The sequence below is a fragment of the Thalassotalea ponticola genome (assembly GCF_041379045.1).
GTDB lineage: Bacteria > Pseudomonadota > Gammaproteobacteria > Enterobacterales > Alteromonadaceae > Thalassotalea_A > Thalassotalea_A ponticola.
In genome coordinates, this window is sequence record NZ_CP166871.1 from 1860411 (window position 1) to 1883764 (window position 23354).

At 42.6% G+C, this 23354-nt stretch carries 22 protein-coding genes and 5 tRNA genes; 23 read left to right on the forward strand and 4 right to left on the reverse strand.

What is annotated here, in order from left to right; translation table 11 throughout:
- Window positions 1-206 precede the first annotated feature (206 nt).
- Window positions 207-2201, reverse strand: coding sequence for an excinuclease ABC subunit UvrB (uvrB, locus tag ACAY30_RS07975; protein WP_290250001.1), 1995 nt, complete (start codon window positions 2199-2201; stop codon window positions 207-209).
- Between the two features lie 25 nt (window positions 2202-2226).
- Window positions 2227-3579: an MATE family efflux transporter gene (locus ACAY30_RS07980; protein WP_290250002.1), complete on the reverse strand. Its 1353-nt coding sequence runs from the start codon at window positions 3577-3579 to the stop codon at window positions 2227-2229.
- 286 nt (window positions 3580-3865) lie between these two features.
- Between ACAY30_RS07980 and ACAY30_RS07985 the strand changes: the two genes are divergently transcribed.
- The 6 genes from ACAY30_RS07985 (at window position 3866) to ACAY30_RS08010 (ending at window position 5006) form a co-directional block, all read left to right on the forward strand.
- Window positions 3866-4075, forward strand: a complete 210-nt coding sequence (locus ACAY30_RS07985) for a DUF2007 domain-containing protein (protein ID WP_290250004.1) — start codon at window positions 3866-3868, stop codon at window positions 4073-4075.
- Between the two features lie 352 nt (window positions 4076-4427).
- A tRNA-Asn gene (locus ACAY30_RS07990) sits at window positions 4428-4504 on the forward strand.
- An 86-nt stretch (window positions 4505-4590) separates the two neighbouring features.
- A tRNA-Asn gene (locus ACAY30_RS07995) sits at window positions 4591-4667 on the forward strand.
- Window positions 4668-4703: 36 nt separating this feature from the next.
- A tRNA-Asn gene (locus ACAY30_RS08000) sits at window positions 4704-4780 on the forward strand.
- Between the two features lie 36 nt (window positions 4781-4816).
- Window positions 4817-4893 (forward strand) — tRNA-Asn (locus ACAY30_RS08005).
- Between the two features lie 36 nt (window positions 4894-4929).
- Window positions 4930-5006, forward strand: a tRNA-Asn gene (locus ACAY30_RS08010).
- Between the two features lie 423 nt (window positions 5007-5429).
- Here the strand turns inward: ACAY30_RS08010 and ACAY30_RS08015 are convergent.
- Window positions 5430-5789 (reverse strand): MmcQ/YjbR family DNA-binding protein, encoded by a 360-nt coding sequence (locus ACAY30_RS08015; protein WP_290250006.1) that lies wholly within the window; start codon window positions 5787-5789, stop codon window positions 5430-5432.
- Between the two features lie 386 nt (window positions 5790-6175).
- On the opposite strand from ACAY30_RS08015, the gene ACAY30_RS08020 reads away from it, so the two are divergent.
- From ACAY30_RS08020 to ACAY30_RS08050, 7 genes are all read left to right on the forward strand, one after another.
- On the forward strand, window positions 6176-6556 hold the full coding sequence (locus ACAY30_RS08020; protein WP_290250009.1) for a hypothetical protein: 381 nt from the start codon (window positions 6176-6178) through the stop codon (window positions 6554-6556).
- A 132-nt stretch (window positions 6557-6688) separates the two neighbouring features.
- The gene (locus tag ACAY30_RS08025) at window positions 6689-7108 is read left to right on the forward strand and encodes an energy transducer TonB (RefSeq protein WP_290250010.1); all 420 of its coding nucleotides are present in this window, start codon (window positions 6689-6691) and stop codon (window positions 7106-7108) included.
- 137 nt (window positions 7109-7245) lie between these two features.
- Window positions 7246-7497 (forward strand): hypothetical protein, encoded by a 252-nt coding sequence (locus ACAY30_RS08030; RefSeq protein WP_290250012.1) that lies wholly within the window; start codon window positions 7246-7248, stop codon window positions 7495-7497.
- A 392-nt stretch (window positions 7498-7889) separates the two neighbouring features.
- Window positions 7890-8330 carry a hypothetical protein gene (locus ACAY30_RS08035; protein WP_290250014.1) on the forward strand — a complete coding sequence of 147 codons (441 nt, stop codon included), beginning with the start codon at window positions 7890-7892 and terminating at the stop codon, window positions 8328-8330.
- A 269-nt stretch (window positions 8331-8599) separates the two neighbouring features.
- Window positions 8600-9457, forward strand: coding sequence for a hypothetical protein (locus tag ACAY30_RS08040; protein WP_290250016.1), 858 nt, complete (start codon window positions 8600-8602; stop codon window positions 9455-9457).
- Window positions 9458-9694: 237 nt separating this feature from the next.
- A complete protein-coding gene (locus tag ACAY30_RS08045) occupies window positions 9695-12511 on the forward strand; it encodes a DUF2339 domain-containing protein (protein ID WP_290250017.1) in 2817 nt (938 codons plus the stop codon).
- Between the two features lie 254 nt (window positions 12512-12765).
- Window positions 12766-13386, forward strand: coding sequence for a LysE family translocator (locus ACAY30_RS08050; protein WP_290250019.1), 621 nt, complete (start codon window positions 12766-12768; stop codon window positions 13384-13386).
- Between the two features lie 8 nt (window positions 13387-13394).
- Here the strand turns inward: ACAY30_RS08050 and ACAY30_RS08055 are convergent, their stop codons facing one another.
- Window positions 13395-13859 (reverse strand): hypothetical protein, encoded by a 465-nt coding sequence (locus ACAY30_RS08055; RefSeq protein WP_290250020.1) that lies wholly within the window; start codon window positions 13857-13859, stop codon window positions 13395-13397.
- Window positions 13860-14148: 289 nt separating this feature from the next.
- On the opposite strand from ACAY30_RS08055, the gene ccoN reads away from it, so the two are divergent.
- From ccoN to uspE, 10 genes are all read left to right on the forward strand, one after another.
- On the forward strand, window positions 14149-15573 hold the full coding sequence (gene ccoN, locus ACAY30_RS08060; RefSeq protein WP_290250022.1) for a cytochrome-c oxidase, cbb3-type subunit I: 1425 nt from the start codon (window positions 14149-14151) through the stop codon (window positions 15571-15573).
- Window positions 15574-15583: 10 nt separating this feature from the next.
- A complete protein-coding gene (gene ccoO, locus ACAY30_RS08065) occupies window positions 15584-16255 on the forward strand; it encodes a cytochrome-c oxidase, cbb3-type subunit II (RefSeq protein ID WP_290250228.1) in 672 nt (223 codons plus the stop codon).
- Window positions 16256-16257: 2 nt separating this feature from the next.
- Window positions 16258-16440 (forward strand): CcoQ/FixQ family Cbb3-type cytochrome c oxidase assembly chaperone, encoded by a 183-nt coding sequence (locus ACAY30_RS08070; RefSeq protein WP_290250025.1) that lies wholly within the window; start codon window positions 16258-16260, stop codon window positions 16438-16440.
- The gene (gene ccoP / locus ACAY30_RS08075) at window positions 16433-17413 is read left to right on the forward strand and encodes a cytochrome-c oxidase, cbb3-type subunit III (protein WP_290250027.1); all 981 of its coding nucleotides are present in this window, start codon (window positions 16433-16435) and stop codon (window positions 17411-17413) included. Before ACAY30_RS08070 ends, ccoP begins: the two co-directional genes overlap by 8 nt.
- Before the next feature lie 206 nt (window positions 17414-17619).
- Window positions 17620-18102 carry a FixH family protein gene (locus ACAY30_RS08080; protein ID WP_290250028.1) on the forward strand — a complete coding sequence of 161 codons (483 nt, stop codon included), beginning with the start codon at window positions 17620-17622 and terminating at the stop codon, window positions 18100-18102.
- 2 nt (window positions 18103-18104) lie between these two features.
- The gene (locus ACAY30_RS08085) at window positions 18105-20501 is read left to right on the forward strand and encodes a heavy metal translocating P-type ATPase (RefSeq protein ID WP_290250030.1); all 2397 of its coding nucleotides are present in this window, start codon (window positions 18105-18107) and stop codon (window positions 20499-20501) included.
- A gap of 18 nt (window positions 20502-20519) precedes the next feature.
- The gene (gene ccoS, locus ACAY30_RS08090; protein WP_290250031.1) at window positions 20520-20720 is read left to right on the forward strand and encodes a cbb3-type cytochrome oxidase assembly protein CcoS; all 201 of its coding nucleotides are present in this window, start codon (window positions 20520-20522) and stop codon (window positions 20718-20720) included.
- A gap of 3 nt (window positions 20721-20723) precedes the next feature.
- Window positions 20724-21389 carry a sulfite exporter TauE/SafE family protein gene (locus ACAY30_RS08095; protein WP_290250034.1) on the forward strand — a complete coding sequence of 222 codons (666 nt, stop codon included), beginning with the start codon at window positions 20724-20726 and terminating at the stop codon, window positions 21387-21389.
- Window positions 21390-21438: 49 nt separating this feature from the next.
- Window positions 21439-22152 carry a fumarate/nitrate reduction transcriptional regulator Fnr gene (gene fnr, locus ACAY30_RS08100; protein ID WP_290250035.1) on the forward strand — a complete coding sequence of 238 codons (714 nt, stop codon included), beginning with the start codon at window positions 21439-21441 and terminating at the stop codon, window positions 22150-22152.
- Window positions 22153-22357: 205 nt separating this feature from the next.
- Entirely contained in the window at window positions 22358-23278 is a 921-nt protein-coding gene (gene uspE, locus ACAY30_RS08105; protein ID WP_290250037.1) for a universal stress protein UspE, read from the forward strand.
- The last annotated feature ends 76 nt before the right edge of the window (window positions 23279-23354 follow it).

Genomic DNA, 23354 nt, shown 5'->3' on the forward strand with positions numbered 1-23354 from the left:
TGGCTCACGCGCTTCGGCGCGACCTCTTCGTTATGTCTTGTACCTTTAAAGGAAGTATCCGTCTTCAGCAACCGATACTAAGCCTGACAGACCACTGACTGTATTTCTGGCTTAGTATTGATTTCTCACATCGTTTGGTTACGCGCCAAGTCGAGCAAAGTACTTTACTCGCAATTCCTACACGCAATTTAAGATGTTGTTTTATATTAGGTGTTTAGTTGCAACTCTCGTAACTTAGCTATCTCATCTCGACATGCTGCAGCTTTTTCAAACTCCAGATTACGCGCGTGATCAAACATCTCATTTTCTAAGCTTGCCACTTGCTTATCTATCTGCTCGGTACTCATCGCCGGTTGGTGAGTTTTAGCCTCTGCTACTTGGTTTACCTTACCAACACTGGTATCAACGCCCATGATATCTGCAATTTTCTTCACTAGCCCTTTCGGGGTGATACCGTGATTCTCGTTGTAGGCTTGCTGTTTAGCGCGGCGACGCTCGGTTTCATCGATGGCTTTTTTCATCGAGCGGGTAACAGAGTTAGCGTATAAAATAGCCATACCATTGAGATTACGAGCCGCACGACCTATGGTTTGTATGAGAGAGCGCTCAGAACGCAAAAAGCCTTCTTTATCGGCATCGAGAATGGCAACTAAGGATACCTCTGGCATATCCAACCCCTCGCGCAATAAGTTGATACCAATTAGCACGTCAAATTTACCCAAGCGCAAGTCTCGAATAATTTCCATGCGTTCAACCGTATCAACATCAGAGTGCAAGTAACGCGTTTTAACGTCATGCTCGCTTAAGTAATCCGTTAAATCCTCTGCCATTCGCTTGGTTAATGTGGTCGCTAACACCCGCTCATTTTTCGTCACGCGAATTTTGATTTCACTGAGTAAATCGTCAACCTGAGTATCTACAGGGCGGACCTCAATAACGGGGTCAAGCAAGCCTGTTGGACGCACCACTTGCTCGGCTACTTCGCCACCGCTTTTGTCTAATTCATAGTCGCTTGGTGTCGCTGAAACATAAATGGTTTGCGGTGCTAGCGCCGTAAATTCGTCGAATTTCATCGGTCGATTGTCTAACGCCGATGGCAAGCGAAATCCGTATTCGACTAGGTTTTCTTTGCGCGATCTGTCGCCTTTGTACATCGCCCCTAATTGCGGCACGGTGACGTGCGACTCGTCGATAATCAGCAGACCATCGTCGGGTAAATAATCAAACAAGGTCGGAGGCGCTTCGCCCGGCTGACGCCCGGATAAATAGCGCGAGTAATTTTCAATACCCGAGCAATAACCGAGTTCGGTCATCATTTCAATGTCAAATTGGGTACGTTGAACAATGCGTTGTTCTTCAATTAATCGATTGTTGTCTTTTAATTGTTGCGCGCGCTCTTTGAGCTCTATTTTTATCTCTTCCACCGCTTTTAAAATGCGCTCTCGCGGGGTTGCATAGTGAGTTTTTGGGTATACGGTAACACGCGGTAACACCGCTTCCACTTCACCGGTTAGAGGATCAAATTGACTGATCCGCTCGACTTCTTCGTCAAACAACTCTACCCGCAAGGCCAATCTGTCTGATTCAGCAGGGAAAATATCAATGACGTCACCGCGCACACGATAGGTTGCTCGTTGAAACGCCACATCGTTACGGGTGTACTGTAATTCGGCTAATCGACGTAAAATATCTCGTTGATTAATAATATCGCCCTGGCGCAAATGCAACATCATTTTCAAGTATGAGTCAGGGTCACCCAAACCATAAATAGCAGACACCGATGCAATAATAATGACGTCGCGACGCTCCATTAACGCCTTCGTTGCAGACAGACGCATTTGTTCTATGTGATCATTTATCGAGGCGTCTTTTTCGATAAATGTATCAGTGGTTGGCACGTATGCTTCTGGCTGGTAGTAATCGTAGTAAGAGACAAAATACTCAACCGCATTATGTGGGAAAAACTCTTTCATTTCTCCGTATAACTGCGCAGCCAGGGTTTTATTTGGCGCTAAAATCATTGTTGGGCGATTTTCGCTAGCGATTACGTTAGCCACTGTAAAGGTTTTCCCCGAGCCCGTTACCCCTAATAGCGTTTGATGTGCTAAACCACTGTTGAGCCCATCTAATAACTGCTCTATTGCAGTCGGCTGATCGCCACTTGGCTGATAGTCGGAAACAAGTTGAAAATCTTTAGTCATTATTGCCTCTTCAATGACGTGTCAATTAATCAGAACAGCGAAACTGTTTGGTAAATAGGTAATACGATACTATGGCCATTAATAGATTGCCCACTACGGCGCCAATAAATAACCCTTCTAGTGCAAATAAAATACTGCCAAGGTAAGCAAATGGCAGGTAAAACACAAATAACCGCAATACGGACAGCACTAAGGCAGTCATCGGTTTGTGTAGGGCATTGAGAGACGAGTTAGTCAGTATAATGATACCTTGCAGCCCATAGCCTAATGGCAAAATATAGATGAATAACGTAATCAAATCGGCGACGTTTTGTTCTTTGGCAAACGCCGCAGATATCCACGGTGCCGTCGCGATTAACAAGGCATATACAAGCAGTTGCCACAACATGACAAACTTAACCGACACTTTATAACCCTGTTCGACTCGCGAGAGTTTTTCAGCGCCAAAGTTTTGACTGATAAATGGCGGTAATGTCATCGACAGAGCTAACACCACCAAACACGCAATTGACTCAATTCGAGAGCCCACACCAAACGCCGCCACAGCGGACTCTCCATACGTGGCAACAATAGCGGTCATAACTGCTGCCGCAATGGGTGTGAGCATATTGGCACCAGACGCTGGTAAGCCAATTTTTAGGATCTGCCGAGTAGAATTAACCAATACCTGTTTTGAGGGCAAATTCATGTGGATGAGATCGCCTTTAATGCCCAACACATAAATAATAAAAAACCAACCCACAGACCACGAAGCCAGCGTTGCAACGGCCGCCCCTTGAATACCCATAGCAGGGATGGGTCCCCAACCAAAAATAAACAAGGGGTCAAGCACTGCATTGATTAAGCCAGCGCTGCCCATAACCACGCTCGGAGTATGCGTATCTCCCGAAGCGCGTAAGATAGCGTTACCTATCATCGGCGCAACCAAGCCCACACTGCCAATAAACCACACATCCATATACTCGTGAATAAGAGGTAGCAAGTCAGGCTTCGCGCCCAGTAAAGTAAATATTTGCGCTGAAAACGCATAGCCGACTGCCGACAGCGCTATGACAATAATCGAGGCGACCATTAACGCAACAGTTGCAATATCGCGCGCGTGTTCTTTATCGCCTTTACCTAATGTTCTAGCGATAACCGCAGACGTACCAATACCCAGCCCAATCGTCATACTGATCACGGTAAAGGTAATTGGAAAGGTAAAACTTATAGCCGCCAAAGGCGCTGTACCTAATAAGCCAACAAAGAAGGTATCAACCAAGTTAAAGGTCATTAGTAAAACCATGCCATACGTCATCGGTATGGTCATTTTTTTTAACGTCTGGCCTACATCGCCGTTTAATAAATCGCGTTGTTTTGCTTTGCTGCTCAAGGTCATTAACGAACGAAACCGGTAAGAAAAATCAAAGAGTTCTATTGTAAAATATTGTGCCCATGGTTGCTAACAAAACCTGTAATTAATCGCCATGCGTCGTTTATCGGTGTTTATTGTCGCCGAGAGTACTGGCGTCGTGAAAGCGGTTTGGTGACACTAGATATAAATAAATGTCTCTGCGCAACCATCTACCGCAACTGTTATTTCAACCGTTCTTGGCGTACTCTTAACCAATAGTGGCGATAAAATACGCATAGTTTGCGCAAAAAAGCGTAGCACAGGAGGATCAATGATTTGTGTTTTTGACGCGTCGAATACCATACAAGCACATCTAGTTGCCAACTTACTCGAACAAGCTGAGATAAAAGCGTATATTCACGGCGAGCACTTACAAGGTGGCGTCGGTGAATTACAAGCCGTCGGCTTAGTACGCGTGCTCGTTGACAATGCGAATGAACAACTGGCTCGAGAGCTGATCGACCATTGGGAGTTGAGCTAAGTCAATATTCAGCCCAAAACACATGGTCATTTTATGACCAACAAAAACTAAGCTGTTGTATTATTTATTGAAACGCTATTTATAGCGGTGCAAGCGAGAATAAAATTTCTTTGCTAAACAATACTGTACAGGTCATTTACACTTCCACTCACACAGTTATCCACAAATTTAGTGGATAACTTATACCTCGGTGCGACCAATCTCTCGTCGTCTGTAAGCGTCTATTTTCAATGCGAACTGTACGCAAAACAAGCAGTTGAATTAAATATGTTATTTATTCTTGTTTTTCCTGTTGACAGGCAACATTGAGATAGATAATATTCCGCTCCGTTAGCGCACAGCGCAATACTACTCCCCTGTAGCTCAGTTGGTTAGAGCGGTGGACTGTTAATCCATGTGTCGTCTGTTCAAATCAGACCAGGGGAGCCACTTTATAGAATTGATATAACGTCGATTCAAAAATAATGGCTGATATTATAAAATTTCGTATAGTAGAAGCGGTTATAAAGTTTTATTCCCCTGTAGCTCAGTTGGTTAGAGCGGTGGACTGTTAATCCATGTGTCGTCTGTTCAAATCAGACCAGGGGAGCCACTTTTAAAGAGTTGATTTACTCTAAAACAAAATCATTCCCCTGTAGCTCAGTTGGTTAGAGCGGTGGACTGTTAATCCATGTGTCGTCTGTTCAAATCAGACCAGGGGAGCCACTTTCAAAGAGTTGATTTACTCTAAAACAAAATCATTCCCCTGTAGCTCAGTTGGTTAGAGCGGTGGACTGTTAATCCATGTGTCGTCTGTTCAAATCAGACCAGGGGAGCCACTTTCAAAGAGTTGATTTACTCTAAAACAAAATCATTCCCCTGTAGCTCAGTTGGTTAGAGCGGTGGACTGTTAATCCATGTGTCGTCTGTTCAAATCAGACCAGGGGAGCCACCTTAGAAAAGCCCGCATCTAGCGGGCTTTTTGCTTTCTGACTTGTAATAAAAAATAAATTTGCTGGCTCAGTGTATTTCAAATCGATACATATCAGCTCACCGGCGGTAGACTGGCGAATGATTAATGGCCATGCGCCGTCTGTTCAAGTCAGTTCAGGGACACCACCTTAGAAAAGCCCTCATCTAGCGGGCTTTTTGCTTTCTAACTTGTAATAAAAAAATAAATTTGCTGGCTCAGTGTATTTCAAATCGATACACATCAGCCCTCCGGCGGTGGACTGGCGAATGATTAATGGCCATGCGCCGTCTGCTCAAGACAGACCAGGGGAACCACCATAGAAAAGCCCGCATTTAGCGGGCTTTTTGCTATTCTAGCCTTCAAACTATCTATATTAAACTCAATAACACTTTGCTAGTGTGATTATAGTAATTGCGCTTGTAATTTTTTTGCTAATGTTTTTACCACCAGACTGTATGATTGATCGACGAGTCGCAACACTTCGTTATCCGGTACGGGGTTATTTGGATCAAAGTAAATACTAATCCAATGTCGTTTATCCATGTGATATCCCGCTGTTATTGCGGAGAATATATCTCTAAGCATTAGCGCTTGGTCTGGATCGCACTTTAAATTTATCATCAACATATCGTTGCGATGCGTTAGCAAGGCAAACATCTTATTTTTCACTTTAAATACAGATACGTCATTACCAAAAGGAAAATCTAACGTCGCTCCGCGTTTCTCTAATAAGTATTGTTGTAGTTCTTGTTCTGTCTTCATACTCCCCTGCCCTCATGCACGCGATTCTTTAACCGAGCCGATAATTACTATGTTTTAACGCATTTGATCACCATAATAAATCCGCTAATCAAGGTAAAGCGGACGCGACGTTCTCTTTGAATGACGAACAGACATTGAATATTTTCTTTTGATACTGTTTTTACATCCAGAACCAACGAACTTCCCCTATATTCAGGAAAATGAGCAATTTGCGCATTTTTGTCCGTAGACAACTCTACTAACTTTAAAATATTTCTTTAGCTAGCAAAAGGTTAGCTAATCTGATAAAAATGTAGTAATCAGAAAAGTGAGCGATTGCGTGGCAGAAAAATGCGCAATTTGCGCACTATTAAATTGTTATGTTTTTCACAAGGAAGGAGTCAATTATGACCAATGTGTACAAAAATGTTATTTCATTTCTACTGGGTAGTTCTTTCGCTTATATCTTTGTTTGGTTGTCAGGTGTTGTTGCCGCTATGCCTGTACCAGAATTTCTCCGACCATATAATGAGTTTGTAGTCTCCTACTATTCAAATATTTTAATCGTATTGTTCGCGTCAACTTTAGCTTTAATTATTGTATATGCCGTACGTAAAGCATTTATCTTATTTACCAAGCAAAACCTATTTTACTTTGCTCTGCCTATAGTTTTGTTCTTAGTGTATCTATTAGTATTTATGGGCTTTGCTGTAGCACCTTTAATGTATGCTGCAATTCCAACATTGCTGGTAGCTCTATTGTTAAGCAATGGTGCACAAAAAACATAACAAGGCAATTATGTGTGGGACGTCTAAAGCTTAGCTGGCGCTCATTCTTCGCTAATTTTAGCCAACATTTATACGCCCAATATTGCGGCATTAGGATTTAATCCTGCATCGTGAATAAAAAATGGAATGATTATGAAATTATACAATTTACTATTGGTTAGTGTTTTAGTTGGGTGTGCGAATACAGCGGAACCAGACTTAGGTGAAGTAAGCGCTAATGCTATAGATTTAACTAAAGAAGTAGCGCAAACAGAAAATTACTGGGCAGTTAAAAAGAGAAGCTATCCTCAATATCCAATTAGTGCTGCAAGAGATGATATAAGTGGTTGTGTTGAATTTTCTTTTACTATTGTTTCAGGTAAAGCTAAGAATATTAAGATAATAAAATCTGTTCCAGAAAAAATCTTTAATACTGCTGCTATCAAATCTTTGAAACAGTTTAGATGGGAAGCAACTAAACAAAATAGCTCTCAAACACCTGTAGTTACAACTCTTCAATTAGATTTTTCAACATCACCAACTCAATATGTAGCAGAGTGTATTTCAAGTTAAATCCTAACAAGCGCATTAAGTGAAGGGACTGCTAACGCTTGGCTCAGTTCTGCTTCGCTACACAAGTTTAGCCAAGCATTTATGCGCCCATTAGTAATGGCGTTATACATACATGGAGTTTCACGGTAAATCTAAATATGGATAAATTTTTACTTATTGTTATATCTTTTGTTCTAACCTCATGTTCATCAGTCTCCAATGAAGAGGTAGCATGTAATTTTACTGATGGCGCAGTCAACTCTAAAGATTCTGGCGTTTTTAATGCACTACTCAATGGTACTGTTAGGGCCCTGTTTACTGATTCAGAAAGTAATTGCGTAAAAAGAGACCTGGCTTCCTGTATCGATTCTGAAGGTGAAATTAAAAAAGAATGTGTTGTTTCGAAATAATCGATGGCCTGTTGTAAGGTATGTATAACAAGGCAATGAAGCAGGATTTTTATCAGTTGGTTGAGTTCCGCTTCGCTACACAATTTTAGCAAGCTATTATGCGGGCATTGGTAACTTAAAAAAAGAAGATATTGTCATGAATGGAATTAGTATTTGGGCAGTTTTGTTCACGTGGGTTTTAATATGGATTGTACCTATTGCATTGATTATTAGGTCACGTAAAACTTCAGGAGCTGAGAAGTTGGCTTGGTTAATAGGCACTGTATGTATTTCATGGTTTGCTGTAATACTCTATTTTTTGCTTGCTCCCATAAGTAATAAGGAAGTTAAACAGGACTCAGTAGGCTAGTGCTAGTCGTTACATAACAAGCAAATCATTTGGACTAAAAACTGTGAGCTCAGGTCTTGCGTCACTAATTTTAACCCAAAGTTTTCAGCCCATCATTAGGGCGTTACAAGCACAAGGATGTAATCTCATGTGGAGAGAATTAAGCGCTTTTCAAAAGCAACTTTTTATTGCCGCTATATCAGTCGTAGTGCCGTTTGCTCCAGAACTGATATTTTTGGCAGACTTAGGTGGCGTTGAGCTCGTTTTCAGTTTTTTACTACTTTATTACAAGCCACTGCTTCTAAAGCTTCAATCAACTTATCTCAAAATTAAAAATGAGGCGTATTTTTGTATTGGGTTAATTCGCTCATGTGCAGCGGCACAGCCAAAAATATTCTTAACTCAGGCAACATTTAGCTGTATAGCATTGGCAGTCACTGGTTCAGTTTTCTATGCGGCAGTGCTGTTTATGCCTGCACTAATGTTAAACAGTGTGCTGATCTAATGTGTGCATTAAGGGCGGAAACGTAACACTTAGCTCGCTCTCTCCTCGCGGATTTTAGCCAAGTATTACTTGCTGTTTATACGAGCGTTACCTCTTCATAGTACGAGTATCTTAGATAATTATAAAGCGCCGAATTAGGCACTAAATCGACGTTAACGTATTGAAAGAGTTAATATATCTTATACGATAAGCGAAAGTGAAACGGGCTCTTGTGCTCATAAAGCTTTAAACAACACGTGCTTGTTATTTTATAGAGATTTAAGTTACAAATGATAAGAAATAGTCTTTTAGGTTGTATTTTTTTGTTCAGTACAACAGCATACGCCGGTGCGCCAGTATATTTCACTAATGAGGTTGATAAAAAGTACCGGGCATTAATCAAACACGTAAGAGAGATGCTTCCTAGCACGGAACGCCAGCTTGCCTATTTGCCATCTTTTTACCCCTTTAGCTTGTTGGATGTACGACCGACCAAACTCAATAAAAAACACCTGCGAGATTTCTCAAATTTCAACTTCGGCGTATTCGGCAGAGCACTTTTAAATATTGATAAAAAACAACTATCTAACTTGCCTAGTATAGCAATCTGCAAAGAACAGAAATGTAAAAACGACAGAATTGCGCGCATCGAGCAGTTTTTGAAAGACTCAGCTGAAGAGATTAAAGGTATCAGCAAGAGTGATAGCTTATTAATCGTTCAGCAAACAACACCAAACGTATACAGAATAAATAATACCTTCTTTAGCCCTACTCAATTAATCACTTATTATCCGTCCAAACACGCAGGGTTCGCGCCTTCTGGCAATTATAAAATATCTACGCCAGAGCAATCGCCAGATATGATGGTTCTGGCTCAGGCTTCTCAAAAGCTAAGAAGTATAATGGCGAAGCACAACGTAGCCGCGATCACTAAAGCGGCTGACAACAGTATAAACGTTATATTTGGTGGCTTAGGAGATAATCATTGGGGCGTTGTTCTTTATTCTAAGGCGACGACACCTAACTCTGGTGATTACAATCACATCGGGTTGGAATACGATATTGTACAAAAAATTATCAGACCACAGCTTTTACTATCAAACCGTTTAGAGCGAGTTATGACACGCTTGTGTCAGTCGGAAATATAGCGTAAGTTATTGATTAATAATACAGTGACGAGTGGCTTTTGCGAGATGAGAGGTAAAGTGTTTATTTCCGTATACTGCCTAAGAAGCGATTGCCACTGGTTTAACCAAATGAAAAAACAAGTGATGAGTTCACCTTATAGATAAGTTGCTAACTCAATGTTTAGCCGAAGTGTTACGTAGTAAATAGTCTTTGTGCTTGCTCGGCTAAATGAAATAAGAACGTTACAGGACGTACTAATGAATCAAGAAGTTAAAGCGCTTAAATCTGAGTTAGCATTACTAAAACTTCAGTTTAATGAAAGACTAAGTTCTGTAGAGACGCGGTTGAATAAGCTGCTTGAGGACGAAAACCCCAAACAGAATGAGCACAGTTTAAGTTTTATTGATGTTGATAGCAATAGCGCTGTTCAACTACAAAATGAAGCTCTGAAAACAGAGGCGCAATTACCTGAATCAGCTGACGAATACCGAGCTCTTAACAGACGACCTGAAGACTCTGTTGCTCGTCAACCATCATTTTTCACTTCGTTTTTGCAAATTGTTCTATCTTCATTATTCGATTGGTTCTCTCCGGTAACCAAAGTATATCAGTCATACAAAGAACGCGGCTTACTTGGTATTTTTGTCCTTACCCTCGCAGGAATAGGCTTAACCTTAGCTGGCTTTGGCTATCTAATGCAGCTACTCATTGATCAACTTGGCGCGGGCACCAAATCTTTATTAATGTGCATGGCAGCAATACTTGTTATGGCCGTTGGCATACGCTTGAAGATCAATACGCGCTTTAGTGAGTTCGCTACAGCGATTGTTACTTTAGGCATCTTATTGTCCTATAGCACAATATACTTTTCAGGCAGTGTGTACGGGATAATCCCCAATATAGTGGTGTTACTCCTGTATTTGTTAATAGCACTAGTTTGCCATTTCTTAGCTATTTGGTTGGATACTAAAATTGTGGCGGGTCTTGGGATTATAGGTATCGCCACTATGCCTATTTTGTCGAACACCATCCAAATAGAGCCTTTGTATTTTTTACTGTCTTTGGCATTTGTTACCGCCAGTAGTTTGATATTAGCGTATAAAAAAAGTGAGCCATGGCTTGCTAACTTAAGTCTTGCTTTTTGTGTCGTTGCATTAGAGTGGACTATTGGCATAGAAGCGGTAAGTATTTCAGCCTGGATTGTAAATTTATTTTACCTGCTGTTTTTCACATACATTGTCATTACTTTAGTTAGAAATGACGATTCAAATCACAAAGCTATTGCCTTACTGGCTGCATTGGTGGGCGCTACGCTGTTGTTTTTCTTTCAAGCCAGTGAGCTATTTTCAACTCAGATGAGTGCAAGTTTTGCGTTGAATGCCGTTATTGCTGCCAGTGTCAGTATCCTTTTCTATAAAATTAGACACAACCTGACTCACTTTGTTGTTTTGCTATCATCCGTGTGGACGGTCTTAGCTATCATTAGCGCTATTAGCGATGCGTATTGGGGCATCGCATGGGCTGTTGAAGGGTTATTGTTGCTTTATATTGGTCGCAGATATGAAATGACCAAGGTGATCAATCAGGGACAAGCTTTAACCGCTTTGGCGCTGGTGTACTGCTGGTCAGCATTAGCTCTGTATTTCCCATTACCCGCATTGAAGTCAGTTGATGGCTGGGTGCTATCGATAGTCATTGTAGCCGTTATTGGTATTTGGCAACGCCTAGTCAACGCATCAGACGTTTTTGATCAACTAACACAAAACAAGATCAAGCCTTTGTTACAGTTACTTGAGGTTGTGTGGTTATCTGTATTGGCTGTAGCGACTCTCGATATATGGCTAGGTAATTGGACAGGTGCGACAGTTATCTTACTGCAATTGCTTTGGTTGTTTAGAGCTAAGCAATGCAAACAAGTGTCCATTGAAGTCTTTGCTGCCGCCTTAATATCAGTTCCGTTATTCTACGCGTTTAGCGGTGCATTAATGGTTGATAGCTATCGCTTTATGACGTTGCCATTATTTGCCAAACTTGCTGTTATCTCCGCTTTTATCCAGCTTTGGTTGTGGTCTGCATTTTATCGTAAATATCAGCCAGATAGTGCAATTAAAGGCTTCGCAGAATCCGCACGAATTTTATTTTATATGTTGCTTCCTTTGTGTTGGGTCGGCTCGACAATACGTCGGTTGGATGAAAATGCACTAATGCTGCTATGGTTGTCACCGCTGTTATCACTGTATCTTGCCACCAAAACCAAGCATCAATTATTGATTAAAGAAACAAAAGTACTGGCCGCTTTAGCGAGCTTGGCTCTTGTGGTTATTGTCGGTCAAATGGAGCTCGCTTATAGTCTCGTTGCGCTAATGGGCTTTATTACTTTTTACGGTACCGCTTTTTACTTTAATAAACGGATTTCAAAATCACAACTGTGCCAATTCATATGCAGTTGCGGCGTGATATCACTCGGTCTTGCGGTTCCAACTATCATAGGCGTTCACAGTACAAACATATTGATAGGCCTTGTCGCAGCGTCGCTGATTTGGGTGGGGTTGTTAGCCATGCTCGGCCACTCTGAACACTTAAAACGAAACGAATACACTATTATCTGCGTGAACGGCATATTAATTGTTACCGCTTGGTGGTTAACCGCATCCGATGCTATGTATGCGAGTATTCCACTAATATTTTTACTTGTAGCTGCTTACCGAAACAGCACATTTATTAGCAATACAAAAATAAGTAGCCTTTTAGGTCTCAATAGTAACTTATTCCTACACTCGATAGCTGCTGTCACTTATGTCACACTGTTTGCTTCACTAAATGAATATCGATTAGATCTATTGATAGCCCCGGTGTTTGCTGTCCATGGCGCTGTTATTTTATTTGTCAATGATCGACGCTTATTTACGGTAAAGTACAGCTTTGGCTTGATTGTGTTAGGGATCATTAAGTTAGCGTTCATAGATACCGCTAATGCACTGCTTTGGCAAAAGGTGATTTTATTTATGGGGATAGGCGTGTTCATTCTGATGGCTTCGTTTTGGTATCAGAAATTAGTAAGAAAAGCCGTGTAACAATGTGTTTAAGGTAAAATCAAACTTAGGCTAACGACAAGTCGGCAGAATTTATACATCTTTTATACGACACTCGATACACCTACCAAGCGATAACCACATGGTATTGTGCCAGACGCCTAGTGTTAATCATCACGGGATAGCAAAGGTTGCTGAACCTTGCAATGTATAAAGTCGCTAACGATAAATTGATAGCTTTTAATTTCTGATTTATTTACCATTAGCGCACTGTTTAAACACCGGCATTAGTTGCTATGGATCTTGCTGTTTTAAGTCTGTTTATTCCCACTTTTTTCTTCGTCTCTATTACACCTGGTATGTGTATGACATTAGCGCTTACCTTGGGGATGAGTGTTGGCGTGCGTCGCACTATGTGGATGATGTGGGGCGAGTTACTCGGTGTTGCCACCGTAGCCATTGCCGCAGTATTAGGCGTTGCCGCGCTTATGTTCAAATATCCACTGGCATTTAATGTGTTTAAATTGCTCGGTGGCGGTTACCTTTTGTTTATCGCGTATCAGATGTGGATGAATAAGGGAAAAATGGCCATTCCCGACACGCTTGACAGTAACCAAACCCTAGCCCGGTCAGGTTTATTCTCTCAGGGATTTGTTACCGCCATCGCCAACCCGAAAGGCTGGGCGTTTATGGTATCTTTGTTGCCACCATTTATTCATGCTGATCAACCTTTGACACCTCAATTAACCCTATTAGTGAGCATTATTCTAGTGTCGGAGTTTACCTGTATGATGCTCTATGCTACGGGTGGTAAGTCATTGGGTTTGTTGATTTCCAAACGCCAAAACGTACAACTGATAAACCGTATTTCTGCCACCTTAATGTCCGTCGTCGCTATCTGGTTATTAATATCTTAACCAATAATTTAATTAAAGCTTTGCAGATCAAACGTCAACTGTTCAACGCTGCCGTTTGGTTGCTCAACAACAAGGTGCATGGTCCAAATCATCGATGATTCTGTGCATGCACCAACCATTGTCTGAGCGACGAATTTGCCATTTTGATATGTGAAAAACAACGGTATTTTTCCCATATACATATCTCTGCCTTCTAAATGTCCCTCTACAGACGACAAAGCGCTCAAGGCAGTTGATTGCAATGTAAACGTCATCGGTGTCTCCACTTTAAACACCGATGGTGTCCCTGTTAAGCGGTAGACAGTATCACCGATATTTCTTACACATTGATCTTCACTAAAATCACAGCCAACTGCAGATTGCAGAGTCGTTGATGTCACCTTGAGGGGTGGCGAGGGTAAATAAAAAACAAATAGCCAAATGGCTACGACACACAGAACAACGCCTAGTGCAAAGATAAAACGTCTGGTCAAAATTCACTCCATCAGGTACTAAAAAACTGATAAAAATTAACCAGTTTGCTAATACATTTTACAATTTACTAAATTTTCTTGATCTAGGTCAGAATTTCCCACAACTTCACGTGACATATGCTTTTTAGGTCGTTATTATCGCACCCGATAAATAACAATATGCGTGTGTTGTTTTTTTGAACTATAACTATAGGTTAACGACGATCGGTATAAAGCGTCAGTTTTAACAGATTTTAGTGACCTTTAACGCTCACATCAACTTAATAACTATAAGTGTGGAACCTTTAATATGAGTCAAAGTAATCTCGCAGAAATGGATTACAACTACAAAGTTGTGCGCCAATTTACTGTCATGACGGTTATTTGGGGTATTGTCGGCACTTTCGTTGGTGTTTTAATTGCGGCGCAGCTGATTTGGCCGGCGCTAAACTTTGAAACTCCATGGCTGACTTATTCTCGTTTACGTCCTTTACATACCAATGCGGTAATTTTCGCATTTGGTACCAGCGCTCTGTTTGCAACGTCTTACTACGTTGTCCAGCGCACCTGTAAAACTGCCTTATTTGGCGGTCCGTTAGTCCCGTTCACCTTTTGGGGTTGGCAAGCGATTATTGTCGCTGCGGCCATTACCTTGCCGCTAGGTATTACCTCGTCAAAAGAATACGCCGAGCTTGAATGGCCGATTGATATTCTTATTGCCTTGGTGTGGATTTCTTACATCATTGTTTTCTTCGGTACCCTGTACAAGCGTCGAACGTCTCACGTATACGTGGCTAACTGGTTCTTCGGTGGCTTTATTATTACGGTTGCGGTTCTGCACATCGGTAACTCAATGGCGATTCCATTGACGTTAACCAAGTCTTATTCATTATACTCAGGCGCAATAGATGCGATGATGCAATGGTGGTATGGACACAACGCTGTAGGCTTTCTTCTAACGGCGGGCTTCTTAGGTATGATGTACTACTTCGTACCAAAACAAGCTGAACGTCCGGTATACTCGTACCGCTTATCAATCGTTCACTTCTGGGCGCTTGTATCGCTATATATTTGGGCGGGACCTCATCACTTACACTACACTGCTCTACCAGACTGGACTCAAAGCTTGGGTATGGTTATGTCAGTGGTGCTATTCTTGCCATCTTGGGGTGGTATGATTAACGGTATCATGACCCTATCAGGCGCATGGCATAAACTTCGCCATGACCCAATCTTGCGTTTCCTTATCGTATCGCTGTCGTTCTACGGTATGTCAACGTTCGAAGGTCCAATGATGGCTATCAAATCAGTAAATGCGTTATCACACTACACTGACTGGACAGTCGGTCACGTACACTCTGGTGCGCTAGGCTGGGTTGCGATGGTATCTATCGGTGCTATGTACCACCTTATTCCGGTGTTATTCGGTCAAGGTCGTATGTACAGCATCAAATTGATCAACGTTCACTTCTGGTTGCACACCACGGGTATTGTGCTTTATATCGTTGCCATGTGGATCTCAGGTGTAATGCAAGGTCTAATGTGGCGCGCTGTTAACACAGACGGTACGTTAACCTACAGCTTCGTTGAATCACTGCAAGCTTCTTATCCGTTCTACTTCATCCGCTTTGTCGGTGGTTGTTTCGTCGTAACTGGATTTTTATTGATGGCTTATAACATGTTCAAAACTATCGGCGCCAAAGAAGGTAGTTTGCAAAAAGAAGCGATCGCATAAGGAGTTAATGATGCAAAATAAACATGAAAAAGTAGAAAAGCACATTGGCTGGTTCTTCACTGCAACAATCGCGGCTATCAGTATTGGTGGCTTGGTTGAAATCACCCCTCTTTTCTTCCAGAAAGAGACTACTCAGCCAGTTCAGAATTTACGTCCATACACGGCGTTAGAAATGGAAGGTCGTGACATATACATCCGCGAAGGTTGTAATAACTGTCACTCGCAAATGATCCGTCCGTTTAGAGCGGAAACAGAACGCTACGGACATTACTCAGTAGCCGGCGAATCCGTATGGGAACACCCGTTCTTATGGGGATCAAAACGCACTGGTCCAGATCTTGCCCGTGTTGGCGGACGTTACTCAGACGATTGGCATTACGCTCACTTAATGGATCCGCGCTCAGTGGTTCCGGAGTCAAATATGCCGTCGTATAAGTGGTTGGCAGAAACGCCGATCAGCAACAAATACTCTGCACAAAAGATGGAATTGTTCAATAGTTTGACCAAAAACCGCAGCCACAAAGATGAGAATGGTAACCCTATTCCACTTTACTCGGCTGAGGACATCGCCAATGCAGGTAAAGAATTTGCTACCACTAAGAGTATTACTGGTAAGGACGGTCTAACCGAAATGGACGCCCTTATCGCTTATTTACAATCACTTGGTCACGCGTTGAAATAATTATGGATATAGGCACGATTCGAGGCATATTTACCGTTTTAATCTTTGTATTGTTCATCATCATTGTGATTTGGGCATACAGTAAACGACGTAAATCATCTTTTGATGAAGCCGCAAACTCTATATTCGACGACGATAATAAAGATCAGGCGAAAGATAAACAGGAGACTAATAATAATGTCTAGCTTCTGGAGTGCATGGATAATTGTTCTTACCTTAGGTACCTTAATTGGTTGCTGGGTGTTACTGCGTTGGTGTTTAACAAACTTCGCCGGCGTTCCCGAAGGCGAACCAATGGACCACGAGTTTGACGGTATCCAAGAGTTAAACAATCCTCTACCTAAATGGTGGAGTACCTTCTTCTTGGTAACAATCATCTGGGGATTTGGCTACTTGGCTTTATACCCAGGTTTAGGTAACTTCCAAGGTCTATTGGGCTGGAAGAGCTCAAACCAAGACGTTACCAGCCTTGAAGATTCAAAAATGAAAAATGCGGCAGCAAAAGACGCAGGTCTTGCTGTACAGTATGACCGAGAAGTTGCGTCAGCAGACGAGCGTTTTGGCCCTATTTTTGCTCAATTTGCCAGCCAAGATATAAAAGCATTGGCCGAAAATGAAGAAGCATTAAAAATTGGCCAGCGTTTGTTCTTGCAAAACTGTTCGCAATGTCACGGCTCTGACGCCAAAGGTACAACAGGCTTCCCTAACCTAACCGATAACGATTGGTTATACGGTGGCAGCCCTGAGGATATTGAACATGCGTTACTGTATGGTCGCAAAGCACAGGGTATGATCGCTTGGAAAACCATGTTAGGTGGCGAGCAAGGTGTTAAGGAAGTTGCTGCGTACGTAATGAGTCTTAACCCAGAGCGCGCAGACAAGGTCGACGCTGAACTAGCAAGTGCTGGTGAAGAAAAGTTTGCCATGTGTGCGGCTTGTCACGGTGCTGAAGGTCAAGGCTCCGATGCCATGGGCCTTGCTCTTGGCGCGCCTCGACTAAATGACAACATTTGGTTGTACGGCGGTAGTGAGCGAGCAATTGAGGAATCAATTCGCAACGGTCGCGCCGGTGTTATGCCAGCTTGGAAAGACATCTTAGGCGAAGATAAGATTCGAGTGATCAGCGCTTACGTTTACAGTTTGTCGCAAGCAGAGTAACTCAATACTTAAACGAAAAACCCTGTAGGGCACTGTCTTACAGGGTTTTATTTTTGCCATCAGTTTGTATTGATCTAGTCTGTTACTCTTGTTGTTAAGTTTATAATAAAACAGTCTAAATCAATATAAATTGCCTCGTCGTAATATATAGAGGGAAGCCCGCAGTTGGGTTACAATAACGCATCAAATTTTTGGGAAACTGTTGCATGAAAACTCCTTGGTACAAAGAGCCGTGGGCTTATTTAGTATTTATTTTGCCACTTAGTGCGGTCGTAGCCGGTATCACTACCCTGATTATCGCTAACACCGGTGCCGATACCGTAGTTGTTGATGACTATTACAAGAAAGGCAAGGCGATTAACCAAGACATCGGCAAATATAAACTAGCCGAAAAACTAGGCGTTCGCTTTGACATTAAAGTCACAGAGAATGAACTTGTATTAAAACCAACGGGTATCGAAAAAACCTTTCCCATGTTGAATGTCGCGTTCTATCACGCAACATTAGCCGACCGCGACTTTGCGATAAAAGTAACACCTGATGGCAACGGTTGGTTGCGTACCCCGCTTGAGAACAATATTGAAGGAAAATGGCGTATTGTCATTACCCCGTTTGATAACACCTGGAAGTTGCAAACTATTCTTGGCTTGCCACAACAACAATTTAGAGCTTTCGAACTTAGATATTAATTATGTCGCACGCACATCAGGACTGCTTTCACTGTGGAGAGCCGATCCCTGCAGGTATTCACTTGCCAGTGGAAATTGAAGGAAAAAGCCACGATATGTGCTGCATTGGTTGCCAAGCCGTTGCGCAAACTATCGTTGCTAATGGGTTACAAGACTATTATCGTTTTCGCAGTGAAAAAGGTAATAAAATCGATGCCAGTATCCCTGATGCGTTAAAAGATCATCAGTTTGTTGATGACGAAAATTTGCAAAGCGAATTCACCTTTGATGTTGATAATCAAAAGGAAACCATAGTCTCTATCGACGGCATGAGTTGTGCTGCCTGCGCATGGCTTATTGAGAAGCAACTCGCTTCTCACCAAGCGATCAGCAAAGTGCAGGTTAACGCGACAACCCAACGAGCGACAATTACCTGGGACAACACCCAACTTAAACTCAGTGCAATATTAAAAACCATCCAACGCATTGGCTATCAAGCGTCGCCATTTAAAGCCAATCAAGTCGAGCAAAGTAACAAGCAACAAAGTAAGGCGTTTATTCGTCGTCTTGGGGTCAGCGGCATTCTGACCATGCAAGTGATGATGATTGCTGTCGGTTTGTATTTTGGGGCCTTTAGTGATCTTGCTGAGCATAATTTGACTTACCTTCGCGGCACCAGTTTTGTACTCACATTGCCCATAGTCACCTATGGCGCCCTACCGTTTTACACAGGTGCGCTTAGTGCGTTACGGGCTCGTCGTTTATCGATGGACGTACCGGTGTCTATTGCCATTATTTTGGCGTTTTGCGCCAGTACGTGGGCAACGTTTACACAAACCGGCGAGGTTTATTTTGAGTCGCTGGCAATGTTCACCTTTTTATTGTTAATTGGCAAATTTTTGGAATTTAGAGCCCGTGCGCATGCCGCCCAGGCCTCTGCCAACTTATTAAAATTAATGCCTCTCACTGCGACCATTCTCGTTGACGATGCTGAACAAGTGATCAGCGCCAAACGATTAACGGTTGGCGATCGCATTATAGTTAAGCCAGGAGAAACTGTTGCCGGTGATGGGGTTGTTATCTATGGTCAATCGAGTGTTGACGAATCGATGTTAACCGGTGAACACGTGCCTGTTCACAAATCTGTCGGTCAGAGCGTTTTCGCTGGCACTGTCAATGGTGATGGCAATTTAACGGTGCAGATCACCCAAACCAGCTCAGATAGTTTTCTTACCAATTTAATTCGACTGAGTGAAAAAGCTCAAGCACATAAGCCTGCCATCGCTCAATTATCGGATAAAATTGCCCAGTACTTTGTGGCTATTATCTTACTTACTGCGATAGCGACCTCAATTTACTGGTACCAACACATGCCATCTGAGGCTTTTTGGATCACCCTATCGGTGCTGGTAGCGACCTGCCCTTGCGCGTTATCACTGGCCACCCCCACGGCGCTCACCTGTGGCACAATTCGCCTCAACCGAGACGGTATAATGATCAAATCAGGCCATGTGCTTGAAACCATGCCAAGTGTTGATTGTTTTGCCTTTGATAAAACCGGCACATTAACGCGCGGTGAGTTCAGCCTTGTCGATTGTAAACTATTTGACCAAACAATCGACAAGGACCACTTACTTGCCACAATAGCGGCCATGGAAAGTCACTCTGAGCACCCGATCGCCAAAGCGTTTATTGACTATCGTGATTTTGCCGTAAACGTCGAGCAAATTACCGTCGTTCCCGGCTCTGGTATTCGCGGTTACCAAGATGGCAATGACATAGCGATAGGCAAAGCAAGTTGGATAAAATCGATAACCGGTGCCGATAATTTCGAAGACGACGATGCACAAGTCGTCGTCGCCATTAATAACCGTTTGATTGCAGCCTTATATCTGGGCGATGTCATTCGCAACGACAGCAATGATGTACTGCAAACGTTAAATCAAAAGCAAAACTACACCTTAATGATCAGCGGTGATAATAAAGCTGGAGTCGAAGCCTTCACCGGTGTGGCGCTAGACGAGCTACATCACAGCTGTTCAGCTCAAGATAAGCTAGAGATCATTGAGCGCCAGCAAAAATCGGGCCGAACCGTTGCCGTGGTAGGCGATGGCGTAAATGACTCGCCAGTATTTGCCCAAGCACATGTTGCCATCGCTATGGGCAGTGGCACAGAGATCGCCAAAAGCGGTGCCGATGTTATTTTGTTAAATAATAAACTAACCAGCCTCCTTGATTTGCTCAACACCTCTAAACAAACAGGACAGATTATCAAGCAAAATTTTGCGTGGGCGTTTGCCTATAATACAATCGTCCTGCCACTTGCTGTGTGTGGCTTTATAACCCCGTATATGGCAGTATTAGGAATGTCGGCTAGCTCGATAATTGTCGTAACCAATTCTTTAAGGTTGCTTAAATAAGCACTAGGTAAGCTGAACATGAGTGTAATTTACGTACTGATCCCGATTGCTATTTTATTTACCGCCATTGCCATTTACCTATTTTTTTGGGCGGTAAAAACAGAGCAATTTGACGATTTAGAAAAACAGGGTATGAGTATTTTATTTGATGACGAGAAGAAATCGAATAAGGCCGATGAGGCAACCGATAATGCGGCACAGAACGATCAGACTAAATAACCCATGACCCTCGATTTTTTCTCAGCTTTGTTAATCGGAATTGCCGGTGCCGGTCACTGTTTAGCTATGTGTGGCGGTATCTCGTCGATGTTGACCACCCGAAGTGACAGTGAAGCTGGGCACTTTTCGCGTGTGATTAGTTATAATGTCGGTCGCGTCGCTTCGTACACCTTGCTTGGCGCAATTGCCGGCTTTACCGGCTCTATTGCCATTAAGTCATTGGGTGCACAAGTCATTTGGCTAAAAGTCATTGCCGCTATTTTTATCATCTTACTGGGCTTGTATGTTGCTAGAATATGGTTTGTGTTAACTCATATCGAGCGTCTTGGTCAGTATCTTTGGCGTTACATTCAACCGCTTGCACGACACGTATTGCCAATTAAGACAACGTGGCAAGCGCTCATGCTTGGCGCTGTATGGGGGTGGTTACCCTGTGGCCTCGTTTATTCAACACTTACCTGGTCGTTGGCGTCAGGCAGTGCGCTACAAGGCGCATTGATTATGCTGGCGTTTGGTTTGGGAACACTACCTGCATTATTGGTTGTCGCCTGCTCGGTACAATGGTTGGACAAACTCATTCGCGCCCCGCTGTTTAAGCAGCTCACCGGACTCGCCTTGGTCATTTATGGCGGTTACTCTTTGTATATTGCCCTAAAGCAAATATTTTAGTAACCTTACTTTTTATAACGTTATTAATACCTGTGTGGGTAATCAACATATGGCTTTTTCCGCCCAGAACATCAAATGCCAAAATTGTAGTATCAGCGAACTCTGTTTGCCGTTTAGCTTAAATGAGAATGAAATAAACCTGTTGGATGATATTATCCAACGCAAAAAGCCAATTCAAAAAAACACCCAAATTTTTGAAGCAGGAGAGCAGCTACAAACTCTGTACGCTATTCGCTCCGGCACCTTTAAAACATTTATTATTTCTGAGCAAGGAGAAGAGCAGATCACAGGCTTTCATCTCGCCGGAGATTTGATGGGCTTTGACGCGCTAGCCAGCAATAAGCATCCGAGCTTTGCCAAAGCACTTGAAACGTCGATGGTTTGTGAAATTCCGTTCGAAGTGCTCGACACGCTATCTAATAAAATCCCTCGCCTAAAATCGCAAATGTTAAATTTAATGAGCGATGAAATTCAGTGTAACAACGAAATGCTGCTGCTGTTAAACCGCAAAAATGCAGAAGAGAAACTGGCCACGTTTTTGGCCAATTACGGGCGTCGATTAGGCAATCGCCACTTGTCTTCACTGGAATTTAACTTGCCAATGACGCGCAGCGAAATAGGTAATTATATTGGTTTGACCATTGAAACCATATCCAGGTTGATGACCCGTTTTCAAAGAGATGGTTTGATCAAAGTGGACAATAAACTGATCACCATTTTAGACAAACAAGCCTTATTTGAACTTGCCGGTTTTCATCAGTGATAATGGCAAACAGATAAGTTAAGCCAATCACATCGTTATTTTTTAACATTATTGTAACATCCTCATTGACCAGTTAATATTAACACTACACACTGTAACGAGTGCGTATCGATAGTGTAATCGATACGCACAACATACCGTTAGCAACAAACGTAGTGTTACAGATGACAGCGATCATTAAATACATCGTACTTTGAGGCGTGTTATGGAAAAATATCAAAACATTCTTGCGGTTGTCGACCCTAGTGAGCAACAACAAAAGGCGTTAGATAGAGCCTGTACCCTTGCCAAGCGCAGCGGTGCCAATATAACCGCCCTACTCGTTATATACGATTTTTCCTACGAAATGACAACCATGCTCTCTGCCGATGAGCGCGAAGCGATGCGCACCAGTGTAGTCAACGATCGCACTTTGTGGTTATCCGAGTTAACAGAGCAATTTGACTGTCAAATCGACGTCAAAGTTATTTGGCACAACCGCCCTTTCGAGGCCATTTTAGCTGAGGTGCGAGATCATCAGTTTGATATCGTGATCAAAAGCACACATGAACACCCTACCCTACAATCAGTGATCTTTACCCCAACAGATTGGCACCTTATCCGCAAATGCTGGGTACCATTACTACTGGTCAAAGATCACCTCTGGCCTGAAAACGGGCGAATTTTAGCGGCCATCAACGCCGGTAGCGAAGAGCAAGAACACCAATCGTTAAACAATAAAATTACCGACGAAGCTCTCAATCTTGGCAAGTTAATCAAAGCCGACGTGCACTTAGTGAACTCCTACCCAGGCACCCCTGTTAATATTGCTATCGAAGTACCTGAATTTGATGCCGCTGAATACAACGAAACCATGCGTAATCACCACTTAGAGGTGATGAAAAAGCACGCCAGCCAATATCATATCGATGCGCACAAGTTACACATTGAAGAGGGTTTACCTGAGGATGTCATTGAAAGCGTCGCCGAAAAAATTGATGCCGAGCTGGTTATTCTGGGCACAATTGGCCGAACCGGCCTGTCGGCGGTGTTAATTGGCAATACCGCCGAACACGTTATCGATAGATTAAATTGCGATTTACTAGCACTTAAACCCGAAGGTTATCACTCGCCTTTTCTCGATTAGCGCTGATGTAAATGTAAATGCAAACCAGCAACATTTAAACGCGGTGTTAATACCATGAAACGAGCTTGTATAAGCT

Coding starts and splice junctions, on each gene's coding strand:
- ACAY30_RS08025 (WP_290250010.1), top strand. CDS start 6,689: ATGAAATTATACAATTTACTATTGGTTAGTGTTTTAGTTGGGTGTGCG.
- ccoS (WP_290250031.1), top strand. CDS start 20,520: ATGAGTGTAATTTACGTACTGATCCCGATTGCTATTTTATTTACCGCC.
- ccoP (WP_290250027.1), top strand. CDS start 16,433: ATGTCTAGCTTCTGGAGTGCATGGATAATTGTTCTTACCTTAGGTACC.
- ACAY30_RS08095 (WP_290250034.1), top strand. CDS start 20,724: ATGACCCTCGATTTTTTCTCAGCTTTGTTAATCGGAATTGCCGGTGCC.
- ACAY30_RS08080 (WP_290250028.1), top strand. CDS start 17,620: ATGAAAACTCCTTGGTACAAAGAGCCGTGGGCTTATTTAGTATTTATT.
- ACAY30_RS08015 (WP_290250006.1), bottom strand. CDS start 5,789: ATGAAGACAGAACAAGAACTACAACAATACTTATTAGAGAAACGCGGA.
- uspE (WP_290250037.1), top strand. CDS start 22,358: ATGGAAAAATATCAAAACATTCTTGCGGTTGTCGACCCTAGTGAGCAA.
- ccoO (WP_290250228.1), top strand. CDS start 15,584: ATGCAAAATAAACATGAAAAAGTAGAAAAGCACATTGGCTGGTTCTTC.
- ACAY30_RS07980 (WP_290250002.1), bottom strand. CDS start 3,579: ATGACCTTGAGCAGCAAAGCAAAACAACGCGATTTATTAAACGGCGAT.
- ACAY30_RS08070 (WP_290250025.1), top strand. CDS start 16,258: ATGGATATAGGCACGATTCGAGGCATATTTACCGTTTTAATCTTTGTA.
- ACAY30_RS08030 (WP_290250012.1), top strand. CDS start 7,246: ATGGATAAATTTTTACTTATTGTTATATCTTTTGTTCTAACCTCATGT.
- ACAY30_RS07985 (WP_290250004.1), top strand. CDS start 3,866: ATGATTTGTGTTTTTGACGCGTCGAATACCATACAAGCACATCTAGTT.
- uvrB (WP_290250001.1), bottom strand. CDS start 2,201: ATGACTAAAGATTTTCAACTTGTTTCCGACTATCAGCCAAGTGGCGAT.
- ACAY30_RS08045 (WP_290250017.1), top strand. CDS start 9,695: ATGAATCAAGAAGTTAAAGCGCTTAAATCTGAGTTAGCATTACTAAAA.
- ccoN (WP_290250022.1), top strand. CDS start 14,149: ATGAGTCAAAGTAATCTCGCAGAAATGGATTACAACTACAAAGTTGTG.
- fnr (WP_290250035.1), top strand. CDS start 21,439: ATGGCTTTTTCCGCCCAGAACATCAAATGCCAAAATTGTAGTATCAGC.
- ACAY30_RS08040 (WP_290250016.1), top strand. CDS start 8,600: ATGATAAGAAATAGTCTTTTAGGTTGTATTTTTTTGTTCAGTACAACA.
- ACAY30_RS08085 (WP_290250030.1), top strand. CDS start 18,105: ATGTCGCACGCACATCAGGACTGCTTTCACTGTGGAGAGCCGATCCCT.
- ACAY30_RS08020 (WP_290250009.1), top strand. CDS start 6,176: ATGACCAATGTGTACAAAAATGTTATTTCATTTCTACTGGGTAGTTCT.
- ACAY30_RS08050 (WP_290250019.1), top strand. CDS start 12,766: ATGGATCTTGCTGTTTTAAGTCTGTTTATTCCCACTTTTTTCTTCGTC.